Source organism: Oryzibacter oryziterrae (assembly GCF_021864535.1).
GTDB lineage: Bacteria > Pseudomonadota > Alphaproteobacteria > Rhizobiales > Pleomorphomonadaceae > Pleomorphomonas > Pleomorphomonas oryziterrae.
Genome location: NZ_JAKJIC010000012.1, coordinates 37,336 through 63,698, shown reverse-complemented (window position 1 = coordinate 63,698; position 26,363 = coordinate 37,336). Strand labels below are relative to the sequence as shown.

The following is a 26,363-nucleotide window of genomic DNA, read 5'->3' as shown; positions in this document are numbered from 1 at the left end:
GGATGCAGACAGGATGACTGAAGTATTTCCGCGCATTCTTGCCTGTGGCGACAAGGCCTTGTCTGTTGAGTTTGCTGACAGGATTGACGAAGGCGTGAACGCTTCGGTCATCGCGTTGGCCGAAGATTTGTGTGCGGATGCCATCGAGGGTGTAACCGAGGTTGTTCCCACCTACCGCTCGCTGATGGTGACCTACGACCCGTTGTTGGCGCGGGGCAGGGTGCTCGCCGCTGAGATTGAGCGGCGGCTGGCCTCGATCAGCGCTGTCGTACCTGAGGGATGCCTGTTTGACGTGCCGGTGGTCTATGGCGGTGGCGCCGGGTTGGACTTCGAGGAACTGGCTGCGCTGAAAGGGCTCACGTCAGATGAACTGATCGCGTTGCACGCGTCGGTGGAGTACCGGGTCTACATGATCGGCTTTGCGCCGGGCTTCGCCTATCTGGGCGGCTTGCCACAAGCGCTTCACACCCCCCGCCTCGCCACACCGCGCCAGCGCGTCGAGGCCGGCTCGATCGGCATTGGCGGGCAGCAGGCCAGCATCAACTCGTTGGCCGGCCCGAGCGGCTGGCGCTACATCGGCCGCACGCCACTCCGGCTGTTCGATCCCGCACGTGCTGCCCCCTGTCTCCTGCGTGCCGGCGATCGCATCCGCTTCCGCGCCATAGACGCCGCCGAGGCCCGGGCGATCGACGGATCTCCCGAGCAGTCAAAGCGGGAGAGTTGGCTATCGTGAGTACCGTGGACATTCTCAGTGCCGGTCCCATGCTGACAGTCCAGGATCTCGGACGTCCCGGCTTCCTGGCGTCCGGCGTTTCCGCAGCCGGTCCAATGGATCCGCCGTCTCTGCGCATTGCCAACGCACTCGTTGGCAACGAGGCAGGCGCTGCCGCGCTTGAGTTTGCCCATGTCGGGGGACGGTTCCAGTTCGGCGACAAATGCCGGATCGCCGTGACCGGCGGCGATGTCGACATACGCCGCGACGGTGTGCGCCTCTACCCATGGGAAAGTCACGAGATCCTGCCGGGCCAGATGCTGGTCGTCGGTGGTTTGCGATCGGCCGTCTGGGGCTACCTCGCCATATCCGGGGGCATAGACGTCCCACCGGTTCTCGGCTCGCGCTCCACCCACCTGCGCACGGGTCTTGGTGGTCACGAGGGACGCCGCCTGCAGGCGGGCGATCGTTTGCCTTTGGGGCAAGCCACGGACGCCCCGCTCCTGTGCCCGTCGTTGCCCTGGCTGCCCATTTCCGGCCCGGTCCGCGTGGTTGCCGGACCTCAGGCAGACTATTTCGCCGACGAGGTGCTCCAGCTTTTCACCCGATCGCGCTTTACCGTTTCGAGCCAGCGCGACCGCATGGCGCAAGTCCTTGAGGGACCGGCGCTTTCAGCCCAACGCGGCCACGACATTGTCTCGGACGGCACCTGCATGGGCTCCATCCAGGTTCCGGCTTCGGGGCGACCGATCGTCCTGATGGCCGAGCGACAGACGACTGGCGGCTATCCCAAGATCGCCACCGTCATCTCCGCCGACGTGCCGCGCCTCGCCCAGATGCCCAGCGGCCAACGATTGCGCTTCGTCACAATCGAGCAAGACGCTGCGGAAGATGTGCTGATAGCCAACGAAGCCGCTCTGCAAGACTTACTCGGCACCCTCGTCGAGAGTGCCAAATAGGCTTGGGCAGCTGAATATGGGGCCGTAGCTAGGCGAGGCGCCTCACTCCCACTCGATTATCTCCTGACGCCACACCTAATTGATTTTACTCGTTAAAAAAATTCTGACGCGACACTATACCGTCAGCCACACCGTCAAAAAACAGCACTTCTGAAAACATTGGATTTTTTCGTTCAATCGCCAAGAACGTGGTTTCGCCATCTATCGCCCAGCGCGGCCGATCTCGTCGGCTCTGCGGATGTTCTTCGCAGCGTCAGCACCTACGCAGCGCACGAGGTGATGCTCAGTCTTATCCCAGGCCCCACGGGCGATCCAGGCGTTCTGATCGAGATAGAGGATCTTTGGTCGGCGAGCCACAGCGTCCCTTTCTGAAATCTCATTCTGCGGCTGAGGGCCTTGCTCGGTCGCCGCGCTCAGGCGCGCAGCCCATCCTTCCGGGGCGACAGCTGGTCGCGTGATCTCGGACACTGCCAAGAATCTCTCCCCCCGTCGAAGAGCCGCCTAGTTGTCCAAGGCTCTGGCCAATCCGATCGCGTCGTACGGATTAGTGTCCCACGTTTCGATCATGCGGCTGATGAACAAGCATCGCGACCGCCCCGGCTGAGCGAGCACGTGTTGGACAAGCCTTCGAACAGTGTCGTCCCTGCTCGCCCGCTCCGCCCGAAGGAAGACGTGGAAAACAATGGCGAGGTCAGGCGCATCGTCCGGCATCGCGACAAGCACGTTCAGATGATCGGGATCCGCCGGGGTGTGTGAAGCACTCCACCGCAACGCTTCGAGGGATTCAACGCAGGCTGCTTGGCCGTCGATGTCTCCAATGCTGAGAAGGTCCCGCGCCATCGTAGTCCACCCCCGGGGCCGGCGTGTCTCGAGCTGGTCGAGGAGCGCCTTGAAAAAGGGATCAAGCCGTGGAGCGGGTTTGTCGCTCGGATGCCCGATTTCGATGTTCTGATAATAGAGATCGACGTCCCGAGACATCTCGCTGATGACGATATGACGATGTCCGCTGGCGGCCGGCAGGCTGAAATTGGTGGCGAGATAGAGCCCGAGGAAGTCCAGCTCGAAGCCGATGACGTCAGCGGACCTCTGCACCTGCGTGCGACGGCTGAAGTAATGCAAAAACTGCGACGGGCGGGTCAGGATGTCGTAGACGCACGTGAGGTCGGCTATATTGAGCGTCGCTGCCAGCTCAAGCTCCTCGGGAACCCAGCCGGCGGCCTTAAGCTCCCTTTCGGCCGAGGCCAGCACGGTTAGATCGTCCAACGTAACCGAAATCCGGATGACTTTGTCGACCTCGGCCGGGTCAAAGCCAAGACTGCGGGTGATGGCGAGCGCGCCTTGGTCACCGCCGCGCGCTCGAGTGATCACGCTCTCCAGACGTGCCGATTGGATGGCAGGATCGGCGATCAGATCGGCGACGTGACGGCGCACGCGTTCTGGTGCGCCCCGCAACCCTTGCGGCGTCAGAGAGGCTGACTTGCACTCTACGATCAGGACCGTTCGATCCAGCACCGCAAGCACATCGGTTTCGAACTTTCCGCTCTGCCATGTCCACTCGGCAGAGGGTTTTATCAAGGCCCCTGGTAGGGCCCGACTGACGATGCGGAGCGTCTCTTGTTCGAGAAAAATCGACCGTCGTTGTTCCAAAGCGGCCTTCAGGCCGGCTTCCTCGCACAGCAGGCGGAGAATTTGATGCAGGAAGCTGACCGTCGTCTGCGGGAAGGCGAAGAAATATTGGTCTCCCGACTTGATGCCCGGCCTCGTCCATACCGGGTTAGCAAGGAAAAGATGATCGGGGTTTTCCCCTGCCAGGTCCCCCGGCCTCAAGCTGAGGCGATCCAAAACCGCCCGAGTTTGGGTTTCGGAAAGGCCGCTGGCCGCAGCGATGGACGCAACAGGCACGATCGAATTGACCACCAGCCAGCGATCGGCGTGCGAAAGCAGGCGCGCGCGAACCGACTCCAGAGGCTCATCAGGATCGAGCGCGGAGAGAAACGCCGCCGGATCGCCGGCGACGCCTGGAAAGCGGCCGAAGAAATCGTAGATGAGTTCGGGGATCGCGCGGGCTTTGAAAATGTCTTTCAATAGCCTGAAGCGCTCGTTCACCTGGGCTTCGATGGCCGCCACGGTGTGCTCGGCCACCGCAATGACATCGAGCCCGCCGAAACCATGGTGCTCGCGCATCGCCACGTTGAGCGGCTCGTAAAGGTCGCACAGGATCTGGAGCATCATCCTGTAGGGACCCCAGTTGCGCACCATCTGGGTATGCTGGCGCAGGCGTTCCTGCAACGACAGCTTCGTGGCGGCCAAGGGGTCGGTGACGGCCGCCGCGGCAACCATGCGCTTTGCTACGAAAGCCTTGGCAAGTCCGAGTGTTACGTCGATCGTTTTTTGGATGTCCTCCATCTCCGCTGGCTCTTGCCCCCATTCGGCGGCCGGCAGCGCCAAGGCGATGACCTGAAGGAGCTCGGCATGATGCTGAGACACACCTTTGATCATCGATTCGCGCCCGACGCCCTGAGGCCCTGAGGCGGTGCGAAGCCCCCAACCCGCAAACACCGCGATAAGGTGGGGCGGATAGTAGGTTCGGAGCAAAGTCCTCAAGCTCTCCAGGAGTTCGGGAAACGCCGCGGCGTCGCGATGGGCATTCTGGCGTTGTTCGGCCCTAATGGCTTGAACCGTCTCGACGTCGAGCACACGGAAGACGGCGGATCCCTCAGTGATCGTCCCGTCCTCAAACGCGCTCTCTTCGCCCCGCATGCCTTCATCTACCTTCTCTTCCGACTTGAACACTCCGAGGTCACTTCTAATACTATTGCGCGCTACTCGTAGTAGGCCATGCTGCTCCCATGCCATCGGAAACTCTAATCTCCGATCTTCCAGCGCCACGTTTTTCTACGCGAACCTGCACGGCGATCCGCTCGATCATGGCAGCGACGTGCGTGATGACGCCAACCTTCTGACCTCTACCTTGTAAGGTCTCCAGCGCATCTACTGCCAGGTCGAGCGTCTCCGCATCGAGCGATCCGAAGCCTTCATCGATAAACAGTGTGTCGACAAAGGACGATCGTCCTTCGAGACCTGACAAAGCGAGCGCCAGCGAAAGGGAGACCAGGAAACGTTCACCGCCTGACAGGCTTCGCGTCCCGCGGACCTCGTCGCCCATGTCGCGATCAATGATATGCAGAGTGAGATCGGACGCTGCCCCCCGCGCGAGCCTATAGCGGGGGGTCAATGCGTGGAGGTGATCATTCGCCAATTGCACCATGTGGTCGAGTGTGATGCCCTGCACAAAGCGGCGGAAACGATCACCGCTGGCCGAGCCGACAGCATCGTCGACTGCCTGCCAGATTGCGAGTTCCGCTTTCGCGGTGTCGATTTCCGCAGATAGATTTGCGGCGGCGCGGCGTGCCTCGTCGTCTCGCGCGAGCGTAGCAGCAAGCACACCTGTCCGTTGTTGCAAGTCTCCGATTTCTGTTGCCAACGCCGCGACGACTGCGGCCAACGCCTCTGCATCGGTGGTCTCGTCGAAACCTTCCAACGCCCGGTGTAAGTCACTCTGGCGCGTAAGCACTGCGGTGCCGGCATCGTTCACGCCTCGGTCGATCTCCTGAATTCGGACCCGCAACGCTCTGCTCAAAGCTGGGTCGGCTGCGATCAGCGCGGCAACCTGGTCTGACGAGCGAGCAATATCCAGGCACGCAGCGTTGAATGCCTCTTCGGCTAAAGCACTGCGGCCTTTGGCGGTCTCCAATCCAGCGGCGGCCTCGTCGCAACGAGCGCCGGCCGCCTGGAACGCTGCATCGGTGGCGGATTTCGTCTCGCGCGCGAGCGCGAGCGCCTCACGGGTGGTCCGGCAAGCCTCATTGATCCGAGTCCGGTGGCTTGCTGTCGCCTCGCCATCGAGAAGTTGAGCTCTGGCGCGCGCCTTCTCTCCCTCGGCCATGCGACGTTGATCAAGAAGAAGTGCCGTCGTCGTCACCTGCACCTGCGCGTGCTCAAGCGAGGCGCCCGCGGCTGCACGCTCGGGCGCCAAACGCTGGAGCGTCATTTCAAGTTGGCCAACCTGTTCGCGCAGGGCAGCATACTCCGTCGCGATTGTTGACAGCGTAACGCTAACACCGGTGGGATCGACATCGAGGTCATCGACGGCCAGACCTGCTGCAGCGAGAAACGGCGTGATTTCACGGCGAATGGAAATGAGGCGCTCAGCAAGGCCCGCCGCCTGAACCGTGTACTCAGTTGCCTTCAATTGCGCGGCGTGGAAATCAGAACGTCTTTGGTCGATGGACCGCGCGGTCGTCTCGATCGCCTCGCCGAGCGCGTCATGCTCCCGTTGCAAACCGTCGATCTCAGTCCGAAGACGGCGCGCGTTTGCGAGTGGAGATGCAATGGCTGATCGTTCTGCGATCGCGACTGAGATATGGGCCGCCAGTTTCGACGCAGCCTGGTCATCGAGAACGGGAGGTACACCCTCCTCGATCCCAGCCTTCGTGCAGAGATCGTTCAAGGACGACAACTGTTCGCCATAAGCGCTGTTGGCAGCCAGAATTTGTCCGCGCGCCACATCGATTCCGCGGTTTGTCTCCGTCTGGCGAGCTTCTCCAGCGGAGAGCGCGCGCGTTGCAGCGTCCAAACGCTGGCCCGTCGTGGTCAACGCGGCATCGAGTTCTTCGCGTCGGCGGCGAAGCCTAGCAGCAATTTCATTCAGCGCGCTGGGATGCGCAAGATGCGGATGGTCGGTGCTGCCGCACACCGGACAGGCCAAATTTGGGGCCAGCAGGCTGCGCAGATGAATGGCCTCAGATGAGACAGCCTCGTCGGCGAGCTCTGCGATTGGAACAATTTCCGCACGTGCGGTCCGATCGCGGAGCTGGTCCGCTTCGGCTTCAACAATTTGGCTTTTCGCTGTGCTTACCTCTTGCGCCGCCAGCGTGTGTTCCGATTCTCGCCGTGTTAGATCTGCCGATGCTCGAGTATGCCGGTCGCAGACGGTACTTGCCTCGCGCAGAGCCTCGAGCGCGCGCTGCAGATCGATGTCTCGTTCGTGGAGCGTCGCCTCGTCGATGCCGGCAAGACCGGCTCTACGATCAGCGATTTCACGACTTAGGCCATTCTTTCGCTCACGATCCTCGGTGAGCTTTTCCAACAGGGTGATTATTTCACTTTGCAATCGCGTCGCTGTTTCTTCCGCTCCAATGGCCGCCACCGTGGCTGTAGCGTGTTCCTGCTGGAGCGCTCCCCGCTTCGCCAACAAGTCCATCGCATCGCCAAGACGATCAGCAAGAAGAACGCGATCCGATTGATTGCTTAATTGCGCCGCGGTTGTGCGGTACGATTCTGATGTCTGACCGAGAGCCTGATCAATCGTGGCCAGCGCATTGGCCTTATCGCGCAGTGTAGCTTCCGCTTGCTGCGATTTTTCCACCGCATCATTAAACTCCGTCCGAGCTGTCGTCAGCTCGGCGTCGAGCCTCTCGGCGTCGCTCCAAAGGGGACCGAAGTTCTTGAGGACGTCTTCTGCCGCTACGTTGGCGGTTACAGCGTCCGCCAGTTGCGTTGTAGACGCTGCATCCAGCGTCCGCGCTTCCTCGCGCGCAATGAGCAAGCCGTCGAGACGGGTCTTGGCCTCCGCTGCCGTCCGTCGTGCATTTTGTATATCACCCGCTAGCGGACGAAGCGGCTCGACGAGATCGAACTCGGCAAGAGATTGATACTCATTGGCGGCTGCTTCGCGTGCGGCGCGCGCTGCGACCGCCTGGGCCTCAGCCCGTGCGAGATCGCCGCGAGCAGCAGCGACGCGCTTGAAATGATCCAATCGCTCGCTGTGTTGATCGCGCTCAGCACCTTTTTGAGCAATGGTCGAAGCAAGCTGGCTTTGCTCCTCCAGCAGCGCCTGCATGGCTTCGTCATCAAGAAGTCCAATGTCGTTCCGACGCTGCTCCAATTGCTCGACAATTCTTCGTCGTGCGTCGGTGCCATCATGAACGCGGACCGAGATCGCTGCGTAGATTTCGGTGCCTGTGATCTTCTCGAGCAATTCCGCGCGCTCGCTCTCGGCGGCGAGCAGGAAGGCATCGAACTCGCCCTGCGCGAGGAGCACCGTTCGCCGGAACTGATCGAATGTGAGGTCAGTTCTCGTCTCCACCGCCTCGCGGACCTGAGTCTTGCCGGTCGCCACCGCACTGCCGTCGTCAAGTCGATACAGCGAGCGCTGCTCATTCTGCAGCCGCCCATTTGCTCGCCCCCGCGCCCGATTGGCCTCCCAGCGAACGCGGTAGCGTTCGCCATCCTGCCCGACGAAATCCACCTCGGCATATCCGCTCCCAGCGCCGCGACGCAGGATCGCCCGGCCATCATGAATTGAAATCGCCTCTCCGCTGGGATCGGGGGTATTTTCACGACGGCTAACAGAGACGCGCGGATACTCGCCATAGAGCGCGAGGCAGAGCGCGTCGAGGATAGTCGATTTCCCGGCGCCGGTCTCGCCAGTGATGGCAAAGAGGCCGGAACCTGCAAGAGGCTCTGCGGCAAGATCGATCTCGAAGGGAGCGCCAAGACTTGCCAGATTCTCGCCGCGGATAGCCAAGATCCGCATGGCTATATCTCCGCCCGTGCTCGATGGAAGACATCCAGGTGAGCAGCATCCGGGGCGACGCCGAGGGTGCGTTCAAATGCAAGCTTGAACAGATCCTCCGGATCTCTTTCCGCCAGCCGCATCATAGGATCGGCGATGATCACGTCATTCAACGCCCCGGGTATTGCTGCAACACGGGTATCGACGATGCGCACCGGGAAGCTCTCCGCGATGCGGTCGACCTCCTCTCTGAACCCGGGAGACAACCCTTCGCGGGCAAGCCTGACCTGGACGAATGGCCGCTCATGAAGCGGTAGGTCCGATGAGAGGTCCATTGCTTTCAGATGATCACCAAATTCGCTCAACCGCATATCGCCCGCTTCAGGAAGGCGGATGAAGGGAACTGGCCGGTCAATCGAGATGTGCTCAGATAGAACCGCTGTACCGTCGAGGCTCACAAGAGTGACCCCATGCGCGTAGGACAGCTCCGTCGCGGACAAAGGGATCAGTGAACCGGAATAGCGGACGGTATCGCGGCCAATAGCCTGAGCCTTATGCAAGTGGCCAAGCGCCACGTAGCTCGCTTCTGCCGGGAACACGTCATGCGGCACGGCATGCTGGCCACCGACCAGAATTCGCCGCTCTGCGCCTTCCGATTCGATACCTCCCGCGACATGGAGGTGTCCCGTTAGGACGAACGGTAGACCATCCATCGGTCCCCGCAACGTATCGACCAATTCGGCATAGAGGCTTCGCACGCCAGCGATGACGGGCGAGCCTGCTTCACCATCCAGCCGTGTCAAATTCGGAAGGCACGCTGCGGTTGGGTAGGAGACTGCAAGCACATGAGCAGCTACCGCACCGCTTGCGTCAGCGATAGGAACGAGATGGCGTGCGGCCTCGACCCGCCCTTCACGCCGCCGAACATTGCCCACGACGCGGATGTTGAATGCCTCCAACAGAGGCCGCGGCGCTTCCAACCGACCAGCGGCATCATGGTTGCCGGCAGCGATCACCATAGCCATGCGCGGATGTGCGCGGCTCAGCCGCACGAGCGTATTGTAGAAGAGCTGTTGCGCTTCCCCGGAGGGATTTTGGCTGTCAAACACGTCGCCGGCGATAACGAGGGCGTCGACATCTCGCTCCACGACGATCTCTTCAAGCCGCTCAAACACCTTATGGTGCTCGTGCTCCCGCGAGAACCCGCGTAAAGTTTGACCGATATGCCAATCAGCCGTGTGCAGAATACGGATCATTCTTCCTCCGGCAGTTGCACCGGAGCAGAGCCCGACCATGCTTTCGAAATTGAGTCCCAATCGACATTCCGCTCTTCGGCCAGCGTCCAAACGTTCCAGAAATCCGGATCTGCCGACTGCGGCCTCTGTGCATCAGGCAATTCGTCCACCTCCACCAGAACCGGGATCGGCGCTGCCCAACCAAGGAGAACGGCCTGCCTGGAAGGCAAACTCGGCAGCTCACGCAAGAGCCCACCGACATTGTCGGGGACGAGGCGTGCGACGAGATTCTGGTCCGCATCATTGACGATACGGTGCAGCAGAAACGTGTTGCATTGGGCGAGAACCGTTGGAGAAAGCTCTGATGGTCGCTGCGACGAAAGGACGAGCCCGAGCCCGAACTTGCGCCCCTCGCGGGCTATACGCTCGAACACTTCGCGGCAGAGCTGGGTCGGAGATGAGGCAGGGCCGTCATCGTCCTTGCCGCGCCGAACGAATGTATGCGCTTCCTCGAGAATGAGGACTGTCGGCAAGGTCTGGCCCTTCGGATGGCCGCGGCGGTATCTCTGAAGCGATTCGAAGATCAGCCGCGCCAAAACGGACACAACGATGTGGACGATTTCGGATGGGACGAGAGACAGATCGACGACCGCGATCTGGCCGTTACTCGCGCCATCGTCGCCGACATAATCCTTCAGCCAGGTTTCGAAGGAAGTCGGCGGGTCGCGACCAATTACGGCGCCGAGCCGCTGATCGGCGAGCATTCCGCGAATCCGAAGTCCGAGCGTCGAGATAAACCCTGCGAGGTTACCTCCCTGCTCGGTTGCCACCCGATCAAGATGTTCGGCGAGAATGTTTACGTCAAAGAACTGTGGAGCGTCCTCACTGATGAGGGCTGCGTGACCGATATCCGGCAGCGTCTGAGCCAATGCATCCAGTGCGCTGCGGATCGTTTCCAGGTCGGAAATCGCAAAATCGTTGAAGAAATTTCCAGATCGTCGGCTATCGACAATCCCTGTGATCGTGGTGGAAATCGCGGCAAGAGCGCCGCTAGCTGTATCGAGGGCCTCCCCGCCAAACTGCGAACAATCTGACGCGATCGTTTCAAGGAGCCGCGCGCACTCGAATCTCGGTCTCGGAGCCCCCGCGAAGGCCTGCGTGCCAGTGTTCAACATCGCCGATATCCGGATCGAATAGGAACCAAGGTAGCGGCGGATCATCGCCTCTCTGGGCACTCCCTCCGTTTGACCGGCCTTCAGCTCCCGCAGCCCCTGCATAAGCAACGGGCGTTGCGCCCCTGGTTGGGCGTGAGCGACCGCGGTCCACTCGTGCCCACTCCAGAGCCACGCAGGGACATCGAGCGGTCGCTCTCCATCTGCAACGGGTGGAACGCGAAACAACCGTAGCTCGTCTCCGCGATCAGCGAAGGCCCTGGCGTATTCGCCATTTGGATCGAGGATGATAAACCGCGCGTTGGGCACCCCCGTCTTGCCGGCATCCTTGATGGCCTTCTCGGCGGCCTCCATGGACCATCGAATCAGGCCCGCTACCGTGCATGATTTACCGCTGCCGGTGTTTCCCAATACCGCCAGGTGCCGACCGAAAAGCTTGTCAGGGTCGACCATGATGGCCGCGTTCGATGCCATCGGAGAGGAGCCTATTCTGACTCTCTTATCGTCGTCCCTCGCGCCCACGATGGCTTCGACCTGCGGGGGTGTCGGGATAAGGACTTGGTCCCCCACTGACGGAAACGCTACCACGCCACGAGAGAGTTCGTATCTGGTCATTCCCGAAGCGCGGTCGCGCCGAGATGTCAATGTACCCACTGGCGATAGCGACATCTTCCGTAGTGGAAATGGAAGATCGATCAGGCCAAAGTCTTTCAGGCCAGAGCGCTTTGGATAGGGAGAGCGTTCGATCCCAATCCAGGTTATGTAGGCGACTGTCGCACCGGCTTCATTTGGGATGATCACATACCCATTGAGACGCGGAAACCCCGCCGGCACTCCGGTATTCAATGCTGTGGAGTGCGGAGCGTCCAGTTCAAGGAGCACCCGAACTTCGTCAGGCGCAACCGACTCGACGACACCGACAACAAGGCCCGACAGTCGTTCGATTGGAGTTGTCATGATCGCCTCATACCGGCCCGGTTGCAGTCACTGAAGGCGGTGCGGCAGGCGGGTCGCTGAGTTTTGGATCGCCTGGACGATGCTTCAACAATTCTGTCATTCGGCCCGATATGTAGTCGAGCGCCGGTTTCGGCAGGTAGCTTGCAACCAACGTTGCAAGATCCGAGAAATGAGGCCCGATCAGCAACGAGACTTGCGCATCTCGCGTCTTTTCAACGAATGCTTTGAGGCGATCGTCAGCCGAATAGGCCATGATCACCAAATGGGTCGACGGGATCGTGAGCATATCGAGCAGCACTCGATTGACGTGATCGTCGCCGAAACCATAGCCATAGGTCACGACAACGGCGTTAGGTCGGCAAGCTGCTGCCGCAAAATCGCGAAAGAGCTCCGCATAGGGATACTGTGTTGTTTCGACGTCCTTCGCGGGATTGGGATAGATCATCACCGTGTCGACGGGTTTTTTGGGAATGTCGGTATGATCCGCAGGCGCTCCGAATGGGATGCCCTTGCGGTAGATTCGCCGCTCGTCCTTATCAAAAAACCAATCCAGTGAGCCGTGGAGCTTAGTCAGGCGAATGACGCCCTCCATGAACCGCGGTTCTCCCCGAATGCCGGGTGGATTGTAGTGGACATCAACTTCAACGCGCGACGCGCGGAAGACCGGATTCAGCGCGCCGACGAATCTGTCGATGATCCGAAGACCCGCAAAGTCGCAACCATGTTCGATCAGGCGGTCGTAGTTGGTTGTGAAGACGTGCAAACGTTCACGGGATGCAGCGCGGCTCGCAAAACTCAGCAGGAATGATTGCAGAGCGCCCTGGGCAGCATCTTTCGATGTCGGATCCTTTCCAGCAACAATCCCGCTTTCCGTCTTCAATAATGAAGTGAGGAAGCCAGACATCTGGGCATCAATGCCATCCTTAAGAGTTTTTTCTGCTCCCTTGTCTATGACCCCCAGGCCCTCGAGCAGAGCAAGCGCACTTCGAAACTGATCTTCGATGTTTGCCGCACCTCTTTTCATGGCCGTCGCTCCGGCCTGGGCGTGCGCATCGATGGCGGCGTCATAAGACGTGCCAAATGTAACCTTGGCCATGCCTGTGGCCCCTACGCCCGCGAGATAACCAATCGCTGCGGTGAACCCACTGCCGAGCAGTAGGTTGAGGTGCTCTGCTTGGAAGACAGCAGAGAGCCACGGCTCGATGTGCTTTCGAGCACTATTGGTCAGAGAATCCAGTTCATCTGGGTCAGTGGGTAGATCGTCCCAGGCGCCAGAGTGGCTGCCTACGCGATAAAAGTGCTTCTTATCCATACTTCCCCCCAACCGCGACAGCGGCTCCTTTCTTCGTCAGTCGCGCCATGCGGGACGGAGAAATTTTCTCGTTCCGCTACGCCTCATTGATTGCTTCCCCCGGCGACCACGGCCCGTTCGGCGGCCAAATTCGTTCCTCCTTCAATCCGACGACCAACGGCATCAAGAAGAGGCGAAGATCGGCGACGGTAGCGGCGAAAGCATCTGGTGCGGCTGCCATCCGGTCCCGGTCCAGGAAGGCGCGCCATTGAGCGGTCCATGCTTCCGCGAATTCATCGGTCAGACCGACCGGAACAACAGACGGGAGGACCGTTCCGCGTCGTTCGAAGGTCCGCTGAATTGCCTCGACAAGGGGAGCCTGGCGAAGTTCGAATGTTCGGGAGATCACCCAGAGATCATAGAAATCCTTGAGCCGGCTATTGGCCACGCCGAGCGTTACGAGCGCTTCGAATTTCTCGGCCACCACCGTTTCGACCGGATATGCGCGAAGGCGCGGCGTTGGGGCGTCCAGCAGGGTGGGATAGTCGATCTCGACGGCCGCAGGTGTAATGGCGTCGCCGAAACCAATGTCGACCTGGATCGGAATACGCGCCCCGGCGATGGTTGCCGTTGTGCGGACCCGCACACCACCATATTCCGTCTCCTCACGGATCGGGGCCGCCATCAGCGCGGCGACATCAAACGTCACACCGTCATCGGCGACCGGCTGCGCACAAATGGCCCGGAAGGTTTCGGCAATTGCCTCGGCGTCGCTGTCGCCGTGGCCAAGCAGATCCAGATCGCGCGTGGGCCGAAACGGATCGGCGACCCATGTCACGAAGAGCATCGCACCTTTGAGGATGAAGCGGTCGCGGTGCGGCGACGCGCTTAGCCGGTAGAGCAGACGCTCGAGCGCATATCGCGTCAGGAGAATCTGGAAATCCGATCGCTCGGCACGTGCCCGATCGAGGAGCCGCGCTCGCACTGATGCGCCGATGTTGCGAGGCTCACGCGGCATCAGACACCATTGCCTCGACGTAAGGACGCATGATCGACCAGACCCGCGCCTTGCGCGCGTAACGCCAGATTTGATCCGGTTTGCATCGGCGACGGCGGAGACCCTCGCGCAGTCCCTCCATCGCGACGTCGAGGCCGATCTTCGTCCTGTAGCGAAAGCAATCGACAATTGTCCTCGCCGGATCCGTGATGGGAACGTCGACATTCTCGATGCGGTGACGCTCGACCCCTTCGGTCAGTGCCGCCCCAGTGAAGCGCACGAACCGAATAGGGGGATAATCGATCTTGGGCCGCCAGGCGGCACGGTCGATCGCCATCCATACAGCCGACGGCATCTGCAGCGTCAGTTCGTGGTATTGGAGGGCTGAGGTTAGGCAGACCACGCCCTTTGGAACCAGAACCGCCGCTTCAGCCAGCGTATGGGCAGCCTCGACGTGTGCGTCGGGGAGTTGATAGAGGCCACGTGCCGGGCGGATGACCGCCTCCTCCCGGACAAGGCGCGCAAGCGTCTCCGGGCCGATGCCTTCGGCAACGAACTCCTTCAGCCGGAGCATACCTCGGGCTTCTAGAAGTTTCAGCGCACGAAGCCGCTGGGCGCTAGTGGATGGCATGGACGGTGACGTTTCCTCTGACAAAGAAATATGTAGCAGAGGTTTTATCACAAGCTGGCTGGCTTGGGAATCCCCGGTTTTCGCCCACCACCATCCTTCTCGAAGCTTGGCCGAGCGGTGCCGGACGACGACAGCGTCGCCGCCGACCTCATATTTTCCCAGTACGTCGATGAGACGAGAAAGCGCGACTAAACTCTCGTGGTAAGCAGCGGCTATCCTGTCAGCGTGATCCGGCCGTCCTTCAGCCGATGCCGACTGGCTTGGGCCAGGTTGACGGTATTCCGCACGAAATCGAGGCGCGCGATCCCAGCGTGGTAGGCTCGGAACGCCTCGCTCAGGGCGTCATCGGTCACCTCGGGCGAGACTTGATCATCCTTGCCTGTCGTGAGCGGCACATCGTCGAGTGATAGACCGCGCCCGCAGAGAAACGTCGTCACGATGACCTCGAAGGTCATTGGCGGACGGTGATCCATATGCGCCTCGTCCCGCGCGATGCGTTCGCCGGTGACCGCGCAAGAAACCAAACCGTCAGAACCGCTGTGGGTGGCGAAGAAATTATCGCGGGCCTTGTAGAGATCGAAGCGCACCGCACGTCGAAAGGCTTGAGCGACCTCCTGCTTACGGCTGGGTGGTCGCTGGGAGATGCAGTGTGGATAGGAGAAATCCGTGCCGCTGCCATCGGTGCGGATGATCCGGAAGCATTGCGTCCCATGCTCGGTCATCATGACCTGGAAATGGCTGACGCCACAGCCCACCTTGGCGACATATTCGGTGTGGCGTTCGAGAAGGGCGGCAACGTCGAGGCCATCCTCGTCACTCACTCGCTCACCAGGCCGGTAGCGGTTCAGCATGGCCTTGAAGAAAGCCGTGGCGTCGCCTTGCTTTTCGAAGCTGCGCGTCGCCAGCTCTACTGGTTTCGCACGCCCTCCCATTCAAGCCACCCCTGCCGGCGCTGCCGCAAACTCGAACTGCGCCTCGCAGCCATCATGCGCACAAACTGGCTTTTTGAGAGTAAAGGGCCGCTGGAATTTCGTTCGACTGCACTTCTTGCAGCCGAACTGGCTGCGGAAAGCCTTGAACTCCTCCCAGCGCGCCTTCTCGTCACCAATCGAACCGTCGCCATAGGGCCCGTCCTGGAAGTGGCTGCCGAAATTCTCGATCTCGCCCTTCACCAAACTGTCGAGGAACCGGTTGTTGACGCCCGGCACCAGCGCCGGCGCCAGCTTGGCATCCTTGAGCAGGCCGGCGAGCGCCGAGGCCAACTCGCTGCGTTCGTAGGAATAGGCCCTCTCCAGCGGTCGGATGCGGACGCTGACCCCGAAATCCCGACAGATGCCGAGAAGCCATTCCTCCTCGGCCTGGCGCATCTCGTTGGCCGCCGACTGGCCCGCCGCCCAACGCGCCTCGATCATCTCATCGCTGACCTTGTGATCAGCGAAACGCGGCCCGTAGGCCGGATCGAGGCCAATGATCCGGGTGAAGTGCCACGCTTTCGCCTCGAGCTGATCCTTCAAATAATTGAAGAACCGCTCGTCGTGCGTGGTGATCAGGATCTGGCAGTTGCCGAACATGGTGGCGATGAGCCCGGCAATGGTGCGCCGATGATCGGCATCGTAGGAGGTGACGATGTCATCCAGCGCGATGATGGGCGCGCCGACGTTAAACTGCTGGATCGCCGCCATCCGCAACGCCAGGGCCACCGAATGGATCTGTGAGTCGCTCAAATAGCCGCCCGGCTGCACGCCCGTGCGGTTCTTGGCGAAGTCGATCAGGAGGTTGAGCCGCTGCTGGTTCGTGTCGTCTTCCGCCGGCAGCTCCAGCCGGATTGGCGTGGCGCCAGCGCCCTGGATCAGCTTGTAAATATCGTTCATGGGCGTCTGAAGCTTGTCGAGCAGAGCCTGCACCTTCTTGCGGATTTCGGCTGAGATTATCGTCGCCTGCGCCGTCAAGGCGTTGGAGAGTTTCCCCAGCTCATCCAGCGTTCGCAGCGCAAGGTTCCGCTCGGTCTGTAGCTCCAGCAGTCGATCGATCTTCGCCTTGGCCTTGATATAGGTGTGGTCGCCTTGCTTCGATTCGATGTCGGCGATGGCCTGATCGAGCGTAGCGAGCAGCTTGGCGATTGCCGAAACAATGTCGGCCGAGGCCGGAACGGCGGTCTGAGGCCAGCCGGCGATGCCTGCTTGATAGGCGATAAGATCGGCTTTCAATGCAGCCTCGCCGTCGCCGAGGTGGCCAATCAGTCCCGGCAGCGCCGCTACCAACTGGGTATGGGCCTTGGTCGCCGCAGTCTTGGCCTCGTCGAGCGCCTTCTTGGCGGCAGCGTAGTCCGCCAACTCCTCGAGGTGCTTGGCGATGTGTTCCCGGATCGTCTCAGCGCTACCAGCCGCCGTGTCCGCGACAGGTGTCGCGCAGACGGGGCAAATGTCAGGTGCCGCCACCCCTTCGGCAAAAAGCGGCTCTGCGGCTTTCCACAAAGCCTGAAACACGGTGCTCGCCGCTTTGCCCCGTTCTTCCGTTTCCTTACTCTCCGCCGCCGACAGAGCCGCGACAGCCGCGTCAAAGATCGGAATCGCACCGCTGACGACAGTCTCGCCGCTCTCCGTATCGGTCGCCTCCGCTCGCAAAGCGGCTGCGGCATTACGGATCTGGCGCAGGCCCGCAAGTCCGATCTTGTTCTCCTCGGCCTTGGCGCGCGATTCCAGTTCGAGATAGGCCGGATCGCCGGCCGCCACCGTCGCCAGCATCAGCGCCGGATCGAGCGGCGCCAGGACAGACACGTTGGCGTAGGCAAGCACCGCCGCCGAATCCCAGGCTTTCACCCCCTGGGCCGTCTCCTTGGCAAGCTGGGTATCCACGCGCTGCAGCGTCGTCTCGTCCTCGGCCGCAGCCTTCACCTGCGTGCGCAGCGAACGAATATTCTTCTGCACCTCAACCAGTGGGCCGAGCTGCAGCCAATTGGCGACATCCGCGTAGCGCTGTTCGGGCGTATGGATTTCGACGAACGTGCGCAGCGCATGCCCGCGGATGATCGGCGGCACCGCGAAGCAGGCGTTCACTGCCGTGGCCACCGCCGGTATCGGTCGCTTCGCCCCCGTCGCCGGTCGACTGCCGTTGGTGGCATCCTTGCCCGAGACCACGCCGATCGTAACCGCCGCTGCAATCTTCGCCTCCTCAGCCAGATTGTGCGCCAGCGCCACGGGTCCAGCCTGGTTGTTGATGGCGCGCTGCCCGAGCCTTTCGAGCGTTCCGTCCTTGGAGAACATGAATTCCAGCGCATCGATGACGCTGGATTTGCCGCTGCCGTTCGGCGCGAAGATCGCCAAGCAACGCTTCTTGCTGAAATCGAACGTCTTCGGTTGGAGATACGCGCGAAACCCGGAAAGGCCCAAGGACTGAAGAAAGTAAGGATCAGCCATTGGCCAACTCCGGCTTAGGAGGACTGGCACGTTCGCCTGCGAGTTTCAGGATGGCGTCCTTGGCCTGAGCGACGGCGTTCTGCGCAGGTGCCACTTTCAAGATGTGGGTCTTAAGGATGTCCGCCATTCCGGCATCGACACCTTCCTTTCCCTTTAGGCTTTCTGCCAACGCCTTAAGAAATGCGTCCGGCGTGTCTGCCACTTCAGCTTCGCCTTCCATGCGGATATCCTCCCAGTTGTTCATGTCAGATGATACAACGAGATACCCATTAGGAAAATGGCACTTCCCTTGAAAAGGCTCGCGTTTGTGGGAGAACACCCCACGTGAATACCTTTCTGCCAGCACAATGATGCGAAACGAAAGATGCCTCTCAGGCTGTCTAAATGCCAGCAAACGGCGCGTCTGTTGGCAGATCATTGACTACCGTCACTGTCAACGCGCGTTTGCCTTTACCCTCCGCGCCTTTGCAAATCCCCGGTCCGTTGCCATGAACCGCTCCAGCATGGGGACGATCAGGCGAACGGGATCGGCAGCGGTTTGCCCCGCCTCCCAGGCGAGGATTTCGGCATAGGCGATCAGATCGCGGTGAAGGCCCGCGGGTAGCTCGAGCGTGACCTTCACGGGCTTGTCGTCGGCGATCGGACCGAGTTTCAGCTTTGTCATCTCAGCCTCCGTAGGGCTCAAGCACGAGATCGCGGGTGACGATCACACGGACGGGAAAACCCGGTCGGATGGTCAGTGTCGGCGCGATGTTGAGCTGGCGCTGCACGATCTGCTGGCCGGTCTGGTTGATGCTGTCGGATGCGCCGTTGCGCAGCGCGCGGATGATGTCACTCTCCTGACTCGATGATCCTGCCTCGGCACCAACGCTGAGCAGCGTTGACAGCGCCGCGGCCTTGAACAGCTCACCCCAATGGTAGTCGACGCCATCTTCGAGCCCGGCATAGCCCTCGGCGTCTGCACCTGGCTGGCGCTCCAACACGATCGAGCGGCCGTTGGGGAAGATCAGCCTGTTCCAAACGAGCAGGATGCGGCGCTGACCAAAGCCCACGCCATTGTCATACAGGCCGACGATCCGCGTGCCCTGCGGCACGAGCAGGATGCGCCCGGTCGGGCTGTCATAGACGTTCTCCGTCACCTGCGCGATGATCTGGCCGGGGAGATCGGAGCGGATGCCGGTGATGAGCGCCGCCGCGATCACCGCCCCGGCCTGAAGCACATTGGCCGACGTGGGAGCGGCGACGCGATCCGGCGAGACGGTGCGCTTGTCGGGTGTCTGGTTCAGAAACGCGACCTGACGATCCTGCGCTGATGGTGTCGCGGGCGGTGGCGCAAGCCCGAGACTGGAAAGGTCCGTCTGCGGCGAGACTGTCGCTTGCGGCTGCGGGACAGCCGTGTTGGCTGGCCGCGTCTCGGTCGAAGCAAAGAGACGGGCCGTCCGCGCCGCCTCCAGCTCTTGGATGCGGCGCTGCTCTTCCTGACTGATCCCCGGATTGGGCGTCGCGATCCCCGGTGTTGGTACGGGCTGGCCGGCGTTCTGGGCGCTGAGGATTGGGCGGCCGAGGTCGCCCGGCAGCGGCGGACCGAGCTTCGGGACACCGGCATAGTCCTTTGGCAGGGCGGCGAGGCCGTCGGGCGTCGTCCGGTTGTCGGTCGAATACAGCTCCTCGTTCGTCTTGCCGCCGTGCCGGGTTTGGAGCGCGTAGATCAACGTGCCGCCGATACCGGTGCCGGCAAGCAAGCCAAGGACGATCAGCACCTTTCGCGACAGGCGCGTCACGCGCGGCGGTTCGGGCCGCAGCCGCATCGGCGCGACCGGCTCTCCGGTCAACGGCCGGACCTCGTCGTCCGCGCCCGGCTTCTGACGATCGGGGGCGATCTCGCTCACGACGCCGGCCTCCCGTCGGTGCGGGAGATGCGAACGCGCTTCTGGTTCTTGTCGGCGCCGAAACGCAGCTCGGCGGCGGCAAACAGCCGGTCGACGATCATGTAGTTGTCGCGGACGCGATAGTTCACCAGTTCCGAGGTATCGCCCTCCGGACCGACGATGAAGAGCGGTGGCATCTCGCCCTGGCCGATGCCGCGCGGGAACTCGATGAAGACCTGGCGGCCGTCGTCGAAGGCGCGCAGCGGCCGCCACGGTGCGCGGTCGCCGGTCACTTCGTAACGGAAGTTGACGCGAGCGAGATCGATGCCGGTCGCCACCGGCTGGACGGCTTGCGCCTCGGCGTTCTGCCGGCGCAGCGCAATGAGCTGATCCTGTGGATACTGCCAGGACACCGAGGCCATATAGGTCTTCTCGGTCGAGCGCAGCTCCATATGGTAGGTGCGCGCATTGGTGTTGATGACGAGGTTGGTCATCAGCTCGGACCGCGTCGGCTTGACGAGGATGTGGACCTGCTTCGTCGCGCCTACACCGCTCTCGGTGTCGCCGATGATCCAGCGCACCGTGTCGCCGGCGGCGACGGGACCTGAGCCGACCAGCGTTTCGCCGGGCTGCAAGGCAATGTCGGTGATCTGCCCCGGAGCGGTGTAGACTTGATAGAGCGCACCATCGACGAAGGGATAGACCTGGATGGCGTTGATGAAGCCGTTCCTGACCGGTTGCATCCGTGCAGCGGCATTGGCCTCGTTCACCCGCGCGGCGGGGTCCGGCAACTCGGGCGTCGCCTTGCCGTCTTTGCCGACCGGTTTCAACTGACCGGGCAACGGCAGCGGCTTCGGCAGTTCCACCACCCGAACCGGAGCCGGCGGATCGGAGGCGATGACGGCCGGCGCCGCATCGTCATAGGAGATCTCGGGCGGCTTCTGCGCCGTGGCGCAGCCGGCGAGCACGGATGTGAAAGCCAAGAGAAGCGGCAAGGCGGATTTACGGAAAGCCGGACGTCCCGCTTGTCCGGGGGCGGCTTTGCGGAAGGTCGGCGTCATTGGGTCAGCTCCTTCGACCAGTTGATGGCGGTGACGTAGATTCCGAGCGGGTTGGCCCGGAGCTTTTCGGCGTCGCGCGGTACCTGCACGACAACGGTCAGGATGGCGGTCCAGCGCTCGGTGGAGGCGAGCGAGCCGTCCTGATAGGTCCGCTGGACCCAGGCGACGCGGAAGCTGTCGGGCGATGCGCGGATGACGCTCGAGACATCGACGGCGATCTGCGTCTTGCCGACCTTGGTGAAGGGGTCGTTGGCGCGGGCGTAGTCGTTGAGCGCCAATGCGCCGGCCTGCGTGGTGAAGTCGTAGGCCCGGAGCCAGTTCTGGCGGACGATGATCGCGTCGGCTGGGATCGAGCGGACCTCTTCGATGAAGCGCGCGAGATGGAAAGCGATCTGCGGATCGGTCGGCCGATAGTCGGCGGTTGCCGGAGCTACGGCCTGCGCTTGGCCGAGCTTGTCGACCTGCACCACCCACGGCACGACCGAGCCGCTCAACGATTGCCACACCAACGCGGCAGAGAGACCAGCCGACAAGGCCAGTGACCCGAAGGCCATCAAGCGCCAGTTCTTCGCCTGCACACGGGCTGAGCCGATGCGATCGTCCCAGACCTGGGCAGCTCGCTGATAGGGCGTCTCGGGTTCCGGCGATTTGCCGTAGTGGGTGGAGGGTCGTTTGAACATCAGCGGTCGCTTTCAGAAAGATGGACGGACGAGCCGCCGCCATGGCTGTCACCGGACCTGACCGCATGGGCGGCGGCCTGGACGCCGTGCGACATCGCTTGCGAGCGGTTCATGCGCTTGGCCCAAGCGGGCGGACCTTCGTTGGTTGCAGATGGAGATGCAGTGGTATCGGAGGCGCTGCCTTCGCCGGCGACCGATCGGCCACCCGCCTCGAAGCTGTCCTTCATCGACGCCGCGGCGCGCCGGAACGGGCTGGCGATGGCCGAGCCGAGTTTGGAAGCACCGGTGCCGGCGACATTACCGAGACCTGCTGCCACGCCTGTCGCGCCAGTGTGTCCGGCCGCGCCGAGGCTGTAGGCGGACGATGCTCCGCCTGCGAGAGCAGCCCCACCACGCGCCGCTGCGGCAGCACCTCCCGCCAATGCGGCGCCACCGGAGGCGACGGCGCCGACCGTCGCCGCACCCGCCACCGCCATGCCGCCAGCGGCAAGGCCCGTTCCGATCGCCGCGCCCGCACCGAGCTGCGGGCCGCCGGAGACGAGGCCGTTGGCGATACCGGGACCGAAGATGCCGAGGCCGAGCAGCGACAACGCCGCCAGCACGATCGCCATGGCGTCGTCGATGGTCGGCGTCGCGCCGTTGAAGCCGGCGGTGAACTCGGAAAAGAGCGTCGAGCCGATGCCGATGATGACGGCGAGCACCATCACCTTGATGCCCGACGAGATGACGTTGCCGAGCACACGTTCGGCCATGAAGGCGGATTTGCCGAAGAGGCCGAAGGGGATCAGCACGAAACCGGCGAGCGTCGTCAGCTTGAACTCGATCAGGGTGACGAAGAGCTGGACAGCGAGGATGAAGAAGGCGAGCAGGATCAGCGCCCAGGCGAACAGCAGGCAGGCGATCTGGATGAAGTTCTCGAAGAACGACACCCAACCCATCAGGTCGGAAATGGAATCGAGCAGCGGCCGACCCGCATCGAGACCCGTCTGCGCCACCTTGCCGGGACGCATGAGATCGCTGACCGAAAAGCCGGTGCCGGACGCCTTTAGGCCGAGCCCCGCGAAGCTCTCGAAGACGATGCGTGCGAGGTTGTTCCAATTGCCGATGATGTAGGCGAAGACACCGACGAACAGGGTTTTCTTGATCAGCCGCGCGATGATGTCGTTGTCGGCATCCCACGACCAGAAGAGCGCGGCCAGCGTCACGTCGATGACGATCAACGTCGTGGCGATGAAGGCCACCTCGCCCTGCAACAGGCCGAAGCCGCTGTCGATGTAGCGGGTGAAGACCTCCAAAAAATGATCGATGACGCCGGAGCCGCCCATGGTCAATGCGCCTCCGGTGAAGTAGCGCCGAGGAACCGGTCCCGGTTCTCCGCCCATGCCTTGAGGCAGACCGCGTCACGGCTGGCGGCCTCGCCCAGGTCCCGGCAATGCCGTAGCGTGGCTCGCAGCGATCCGGGATCACCGACGTGAGGACGGCTGACAGTGCGGATCTCCGTCGCTGCGTCGTTGCGGGTCAGTTCGATCACCGCGGCAGTGATCGCCACAGCGACAAAAGCGATGGCGCCGATGCGTGCGAAGGTCTTGCCGTCCATCGCCACCACCTCAGTTGCTGCCGTAGAACATCTTGGCCGAGCCGGGCTGGTAGCCCGTGCCCGGCGTCAGGAAGCGACGGCGCTGCTCGCGGCCTTGCTCGACCGCGGCCGCCCGCTCGGCATCGGTGAGCGCCTGCGCCCGGCCGTTCGCCGCAACGACAGCCGTGAGGTCCGCGAGCTGTTGTGCCTGGAGCGCAAGAAGCTGATTGCCGGCCTGCGTTGCCTGGAGCGCGCCGGTCGCCGACTGGCTGGCACCGACAAGCGTCGACATCTGCGCGCGGTTGGTATCGATATTGCCGACGACGCCGGCCTGCACGCGCATGGCGTCCTGCAAGCTGCCGACCGTATTCTGCCAGCGCGAGCGGGCGTCGGCGACGAGTTGCTGGTCCGACGCCGACATCGAGGCGGTCGAGTACTTCTGCTGGAAGGTCCGATCGACCTGCTGAACGTCGTAGGCGATGTTCTGCGCCTGCCCCAGAAGCTGCTGCGTGCGTTGCACGGATTGCTGAAGCTGCTGGAGCGACGAATACGGCAGGCTCGCCAGATTGCGGGCCTGATTGATCAGCATCTGCGCTTCGTTCTGCAGCGAGGTGATCTGATTGGTAATCTGCTGGAGAGCGCGGGCAGCCTGAAGGACGTTCTGCGCATAGTTCGAGGGATCGAAGACGATGATGGCGTGCGCGGGCGTCGCCAGTATCGGTGCGACAGCGACGGAGGCGGACAGCAAGGCGGCGGCGAAGCGCGCCGCGCGCGAACGGCGCAGGGTCATGGGCGGATCTCCAGATTGGTGAGGTCGGGAATGAGGTCGGCGGCCCAGCCGGCACCGCGATGGCGCAGCCAGGCGTCGAGGAAGCCATCGCGGCCATGCTCGGTGACGATCTTGGCGATCGCCGCCTGATCGGTCTTCGAGGACGCGGCGCAGAGCGCCAGCGCCACGTCCGACAAGCCCAGCTCGAACAACCGATTGCCGCGCCGGGACTGGCAGTAGTAGTCGCGCTTCGGCATGGCCCGCGCGATGATCTCGATCTGGCGGTCGTTGAGACCGAAACGGCGATAGATGGCGGTGATCTGCGGCTCGATCGCGCGTTCGTTCGGGAGCAGCAGCCGGGTCTGACAGCTTTCGATGATCGCGGGCGCGATGGCGCTGCCGTCAATGTCGGACAACGACTGCGTGGCGAAGATCACGCTGGCGTTCTTCTTGCGCAGCGTCTTCAGCCATTCGCGGAGTTGGCCGGCGAAGCCCTCGTCGTCGAGCGCCAGCCAGCCTTCATCGACGATGATGAGCGTCGGCGATCCGTCGAGCCGATCCTCGATGCGGTGAAAGAGATAGGCCAGAGCGGCAGGCGCGACCTCGGTGCCGATCAACCCCTCGGTCTCAAAGGCCTGCACCGTCGCAGTGCCGAGATGCTCGCTCTCGGCGTCGAGCAACCGGCCCCACGCTCCGCCGATGCAGTATGGGCGGAGCGCCTGCTTCAGGTCGTTCGACTGCAACAGGACGCAGAGGCCGGTGATCGTGCGTTCCTCGATCGGCGCGGATGCCAACGAGGTCAACGCTGTCCAGATGTGTTCCTTCACCTCTGGCGTGATAGCAACGCCTTCGCGGATGAGGATGGCGACGATCCAGTCCCCGGCCCATGCCCGTTCGGATGTTTCCTCGATACGGGCAAGTGGCTGAAGGCTGACAGAGGTTTCCGATCCGTCGGTCAGCCCGCCGCCGAGATCGTGCCAATCGCCACGCATGGCGAGCGCCGCGGCGCGGATCGAGCCGCCGAAATCGAAGGCGAAGACCTGAGCCCCGGGATATCGGCGAAACTGCAGAGCCATCAGTGCCAGCAGCACCGACTTGCCGGCACCGGTCGGACCAACCACCAGCGTGTGCCCGACATCGCCGACATGAAGGGAAAACCGGAACGGGGTCGAGCCGTCGGTCTTGCCGAAGAGCAACGGGGCGGCGCCAAAGTGCTCGTCCCGTTCCGGCCCCGCCCACACGGCACTGAGGGGGATCATGTGGGCGAGATTGAGTGTGGAAATCGGTGGTTGCCGGACGTTGGCGTAGACATGGCCCGGCAGGCTGCCGAGCCAGGCGTCCACGGCGTTGATGGTCTCCACCATCGCGGTGAAATCGCGGCCCTGGATGACTTTCTCGACCAGCCGCTGCTTCTCGTCGGCGGCGCGCGGATCGGCGTCCCAGACCGTCACGGTGGCGGTGACATAGGCGATGCCGGCATAGTCCGCGCCCAATTCCTGAAGCGCGAGGTCGGCGTCCGCTGCCTTGTTCGAGGCGTCGGTGTCCATGAGCACGGATTGCTCGTTGGTCATCACCTCCTTCAGGATCGCGGCGATCGACTTGCGCTTGGCGAACCACTGCCGGCGGATTTTGGTGAGCAGCCTGGTGGCATCGGTCTTGTCGAGCAGGATGGCGCGGGTGGACCAGCGATACGGGAACGCCAGCCGGTTCAGTTCGTCGAGCAGGCCCGGCGTCGTCGCGGTCGGAAAGCCTGTGATGGTGAGGACGCGCAGGTGCTGCGCTCCCAGCCGCGGTTCCAGCCCGCCGGTGAGCGGCTGATCGGCCAAGAGCGCGTCGAGATACATCGGCGTTTCGGGAACGCGGACGCGATGCCGGTGCGTGGAGACGCAGCCGTGCAGATAGGTCAGTGTCTCGCCGTTATCGAGCCAGCGGCATTCGGGCATGAAGGCTTCGATGAGATGCAACAGCCGGTCGGTGCGATCAGCGAAGCCGGTCATCACCTCACGCGGGTCTATGCCGGTCTTCTCGCGGCCCTCGTAGAGCCAGATCTCGGCGCGCGCGGCGTCCTCGACCGGTGGCAGGTAGGTGAAGGTCAGGAAGTAGCTGGACTCGAAATGGCTACCCGCTTCTTCGAAGTCGGCTTTCCGCTCGGCATCGACCAAGGCTGAGGCAGCATCAGGGAAACGGTTCGCAGGATAGATGCCGGCCGCATGACGTTGCGCCTCGACGAAGATCGCCCATCCGCTGCCGAGACGACGGAAGGCGTTGTTGAGACGGCCAGCAACGGCGACCAGTTCGGCGGGCACAGCCGAGTCCAGATCGGGACCACGGAAGCATGCGGTGCGTTGGAAGCCGCCGTCCTTGTTGAGCACGATGCCGGTGCCGATCAGCGCGGCCCAAGGCAGAAAATCGGCGAGCCGTCGATTGCGGTTGCGATATTCGGCGAGGTTCATCATGGCCGC

Annotated in this window: 20 protein-coding genes; 2 read left to right on the top strand and 18 right to left on the bottom strand. The window is 62.5% G+C overall.

The annotated features are described in order from the left end of the window. The first annotated feature begins 13 nt into the window (after nucleotides 1-13). Entirely contained in the window at nucleotides 14-733 is a 720-nt protein-coding gene (gene pxpB / locus L2I41_RS13880) for a 5-oxoprolinase subunit PxpB (protein ID WP_237154170.1), read from the top strand. Continuing rightward, complete coding sequence (locus L2I41_RS13875) at nucleotides 730-1,671, top strand: 5-oxoprolinase subunit C family protein (RefSeq protein WP_237154169.1); 942 nt, start codon at nucleotides 730-732, stop codon at nucleotides 1,669-1,671. The genes pxpB and L2I41_RS13875 overlap by 4 nt, the downstream gene beginning before the upstream one ends. A gap of 501 nt (nucleotides 1,672-2,172) precedes the next feature. Here the strand turns inward: L2I41_RS13875 and L2I41_RS13870 are convergent. The 18 genes from L2I41_RS13870 to trbE all read right to left on the bottom strand — a co-directional run bounded on the left by L2I41_RS13870 (nucleotide 2,173) and on the right by trbE (nucleotide 26,357). Continuing rightward, the gene (locus tag L2I41_RS13870; RefSeq protein WP_237154168.1) at nucleotides 2,173-4,464 is read right to left on the bottom strand and encodes a hypothetical protein; all 2,292 of its coding nucleotides are present in this window, start codon (nucleotides 4,462-4,464) and stop codon (nucleotides 2,173-2,175) included. Between the two features lie 19 nt (nucleotides 4,465-4,483). Continuing rightward, complete coding sequence (locus L2I41_RS13865) at nucleotides 4,484-8,269, bottom strand: AAA family ATPase (protein WP_237154167.1); 3,786 nt, start codon at nucleotides 8,267-8,269, stop codon at nucleotides 4,484-4,486. 2 nt (nucleotides 8,270-8,271) lie between these two features. Next, entirely contained in the window at nucleotides 8,272-9,504 is a 1,233-nt protein-coding gene (locus L2I41_RS13860; protein ID WP_237154166.1) for an exonuclease SbcCD subunit D, read from the bottom strand. Continuing rightward, the gene (locus L2I41_RS13855) at nucleotides 9,501-11,612 is read right to left on the bottom strand and encodes an ATP-binding protein (protein ID WP_237154165.1); all 2,112 of its coding nucleotides are present in this window, start codon (nucleotides 11,610-11,612) and stop codon (nucleotides 9,501-9,503) included. The genes L2I41_RS13860 and L2I41_RS13855 overlap by 4 nt, the downstream gene beginning before the upstream one ends. Before the next feature lie 7 nt (nucleotides 11,613-11,619). Beyond that, the gene (locus L2I41_RS13850) at nucleotides 11,620-12,924 is read right to left on the bottom strand and encodes an SIR2 family protein (RefSeq protein WP_237154164.1); all 1,305 of its coding nucleotides are present in this window, start codon (nucleotides 12,922-12,924) and stop codon (nucleotides 11,620-11,622) included. 76 nt (nucleotides 12,925-13,000) lie between these two features. Beyond that, a complete protein-coding gene (locus L2I41_RS13845) occupies nucleotides 13,001-13,921 on the bottom strand; it encodes a nucleotidyl transferase AbiEii/AbiGii toxin family protein (protein WP_237154163.1) in 921 nt (306 codons plus the stop codon). Then, nucleotides 13,911-14,531 carry a type IV toxin-antitoxin system AbiEi family antitoxin domain-containing protein gene (locus L2I41_RS13840; protein ID WP_237154162.1) on the bottom strand — a complete coding sequence of 207 codons (621 nt, stop codon included), beginning with the start codon at nucleotides 14,529-14,531 and terminating at the stop codon, nucleotides 13,911-13,913. The genes L2I41_RS13845 and L2I41_RS13840 overlap by 11 nt, the downstream gene beginning before the upstream one ends. Nucleotides 14,532-14,743: 212 nt before the next feature. After that, nucleotides 14,744-15,463, bottom strand: a complete 720-nt coding sequence (locus L2I41_RS13835; RefSeq protein ID WP_237154161.1) for a DCL family protein — start codon at nucleotides 15,461-15,463, stop codon at nucleotides 14,744-14,746. Further along, nucleotides 15,464-17,947: an AAA family ATPase gene (locus L2I41_RS13830; protein WP_237154160.1), complete on the bottom strand. Its 2,484-nt coding sequence runs from the start codon at nucleotides 17,945-17,947 to the stop codon at nucleotides 15,464-15,466. Then, a complete protein-coding gene (locus tag L2I41_RS13825) occupies nucleotides 17,940-18,167 on the bottom strand; it encodes a hypothetical protein (RefSeq protein WP_237154159.1) in 228 nt (75 codons plus the stop codon). Before L2I41_RS13825 ends, L2I41_RS13830 begins: the two co-directional genes overlap by 8 nt. Nucleotides 18,168-18,380: 213 nt before the next feature. After that, on the bottom strand, nucleotides 18,381-18,611 hold the full coding sequence (locus L2I41_RS13820; protein WP_237154158.1) for a DUF2274 domain-containing protein: 231 nt from the start codon (nucleotides 18,609-18,611) through the stop codon (nucleotides 18,381-18,383). Between the two features lies 1 nt (nucleotide 18,612). After that, the gene (locus tag L2I41_RS13815) at nucleotides 18,613-19,836 is read right to left on the bottom strand and encodes a TraB/TrbI/VirB10 family type IV secretion system protein (RefSeq protein WP_237154157.1); all 1,224 of its coding nucleotides are present in this window, start codon (nucleotides 19,834-19,836) and stop codon (nucleotides 18,613-18,615) included. Beyond that, a complete protein-coding gene (gene trbG, locus L2I41_RS13810) occupies nucleotides 19,833-20,876 on the bottom strand; it encodes a P-type conjugative transfer protein TrbG (protein ID WP_237154156.1) in 1,044 nt (347 codons plus the stop codon). The genes L2I41_RS13815 and trbG overlap by 4 nt, the downstream gene beginning before the upstream one ends. Continuing rightward, a complete protein-coding gene (gene trbF / locus L2I41_RS13805) occupies nucleotides 20,873-21,556 on the bottom strand; it encodes a conjugal transfer protein TrbF (RefSeq protein WP_237154155.1) in 684 nt (227 codons plus the stop codon). Before trbF ends, trbG begins: the two co-directional genes overlap by 4 nt. Continuing rightward, on the bottom strand, nucleotides 21,556-22,881 hold the full coding sequence (gene trbL / locus L2I41_RS13800; RefSeq protein ID WP_237154154.1) for a P-type conjugative transfer protein TrbL: 1,326 nt from the start codon (nucleotides 22,879-22,881) through the stop codon (nucleotides 21,556-21,558). The genes trbF and trbL overlap by 1 nt, the downstream gene beginning before the upstream one ends. 2 nt (nucleotides 22,882-22,883) lie before the next feature. Next, nucleotides 22,884-23,153, bottom strand: a complete 270-nt coding sequence (gene trbK-alt, locus L2I41_RS13795) for a putative entry exclusion protein TrbK-alt (protein ID WP_237154153.1) — start codon at nucleotides 23,151-23,153, stop codon at nucleotides 22,884-22,886. Between the two features lie 10 nt (nucleotides 23,154-23,163). Beyond that, nucleotides 23,164-23,922, bottom strand: a complete 759-nt coding sequence (gene trbJ / locus L2I41_RS13790) for a P-type conjugative transfer protein TrbJ (protein ID WP_237154152.1) — start codon at nucleotides 23,920-23,922, stop codon at nucleotides 23,164-23,166. Then, on the bottom strand, nucleotides 23,919-26,357 hold the full coding sequence (gene trbE / locus L2I41_RS13785) for a conjugal transfer protein TrbE (RefSeq protein ID WP_237154151.1): 2,439 nt from the start codon (nucleotides 26,355-26,357) through the stop codon (nucleotides 23,919-23,921). Before trbE ends, trbJ begins: the two co-directional genes overlap by 4 nt. Nucleotides 26,358-26,363: the final 6 nt, after the last annotated feature.

Coding starts and splice junctions, on each gene's coding strand:
- pxpB (WP_237154170.1), top strand. CDS start 14: ATGACTGAAGTATTTCCGCGCATTCTTGCCTGTGGCGACAAGGCCTTG.
- L2I41_RS13865 (WP_237154167.1), bottom strand. CDS start 8,269: ATGCGGATCTTGGCTATCCGCGGCGAGAATCTGGCAAGTCTTGGCGCT.
- L2I41_RS13860 (WP_237154166.1), bottom strand. CDS start 9,504: ATGATCCGTATTCTGCACACGGCTGATTGGCATATCGGTCAAACTTTA.
- L2I41_RS13855 (WP_237154165.1), bottom strand. CDS start 11,612: ATGACAACTCCAATCGAACGACTGTCGGGCCTTGTTGTCGGTGTCGTC.
- L2I41_RS13850 (WP_237154164.1), bottom strand. CDS start 12,924: ATGGATAAGAAGCACTTTTATCGCGTAGGCAGCCACTCTGGCGCCTGG.
- L2I41_RS13845 (WP_237154163.1), bottom strand. CDS start 13,921: ATGCCGCGTGAGCCTCGCAACATCGGCGCATCAGTGCGAGCGCGGCTC.
- L2I41_RS13840 (WP_237154162.1), bottom strand. CDS start 14,531: ATGCCATCCACTAGCGCCCAGCGGCTTCGTGCGCTGAAACTTCTAGAA.
- L2I41_RS13835 (WP_237154161.1), bottom strand. CDS start 15,463: ATGGGAGGGCGTGCGAAACCAGTAGAGCTGGCGACGCGCAGCTTCGAA.
- L2I41_RS13830 (WP_237154160.1), bottom strand. CDS start 17,947: ATGGCTGATCCTTACTTTCTTCAGTCCTTGGGCCTTTCCGGGTTTCGC.
- L2I41_RS13825 (WP_237154159.1), bottom strand. CDS start 18,167: ATGGAAGGCGAAGCTGAAGTGGCAGACACGCCGGACGCATTTCTTAAG.
- L2I41_RS13820 (WP_237154158.1), bottom strand. CDS start 18,611: ATGACAAAGCTGAAACTCGGTCCGATCGCCGACGACAAGCCCGTGAAG.
- trbG (WP_237154156.1), bottom strand. CDS start 20,876: ATGACGCCGACCTTCCGCAAAGCCGCCCCCGGACAAGCGGGACGTCCG.
- trbF (WP_237154155.1), bottom strand. CDS start 21,556: ATGTTCAAACGACCCTCCACCCACTACGGCAAATCGCCGGAACCCGAG.
- trbL (WP_237154154.1), bottom strand. CDS start 22,881: ATGGGCGGCTCCGGCGTCATCGATCATTTTTTGGAGGTCTTCACCCGC.
- trbK-alt (WP_237154153.1), bottom strand. CDS start 23,153: ATGGACGGCAAGACCTTCGCACGCATCGGCGCCATCGCTTTTGTCGCT.
- trbJ (WP_237154152.1), bottom strand. CDS start 23,922: ATGACCCTGCGCCGTTCGCGCGCGGCGCGCTTCGCCGCCGCCTTGCTG.
- trbE (WP_237154151.1), bottom strand. CDS start 26,357: ATGATGAACCTCGCCGAATATCGCAACCGCAATCGACGGCTCGCCGAT.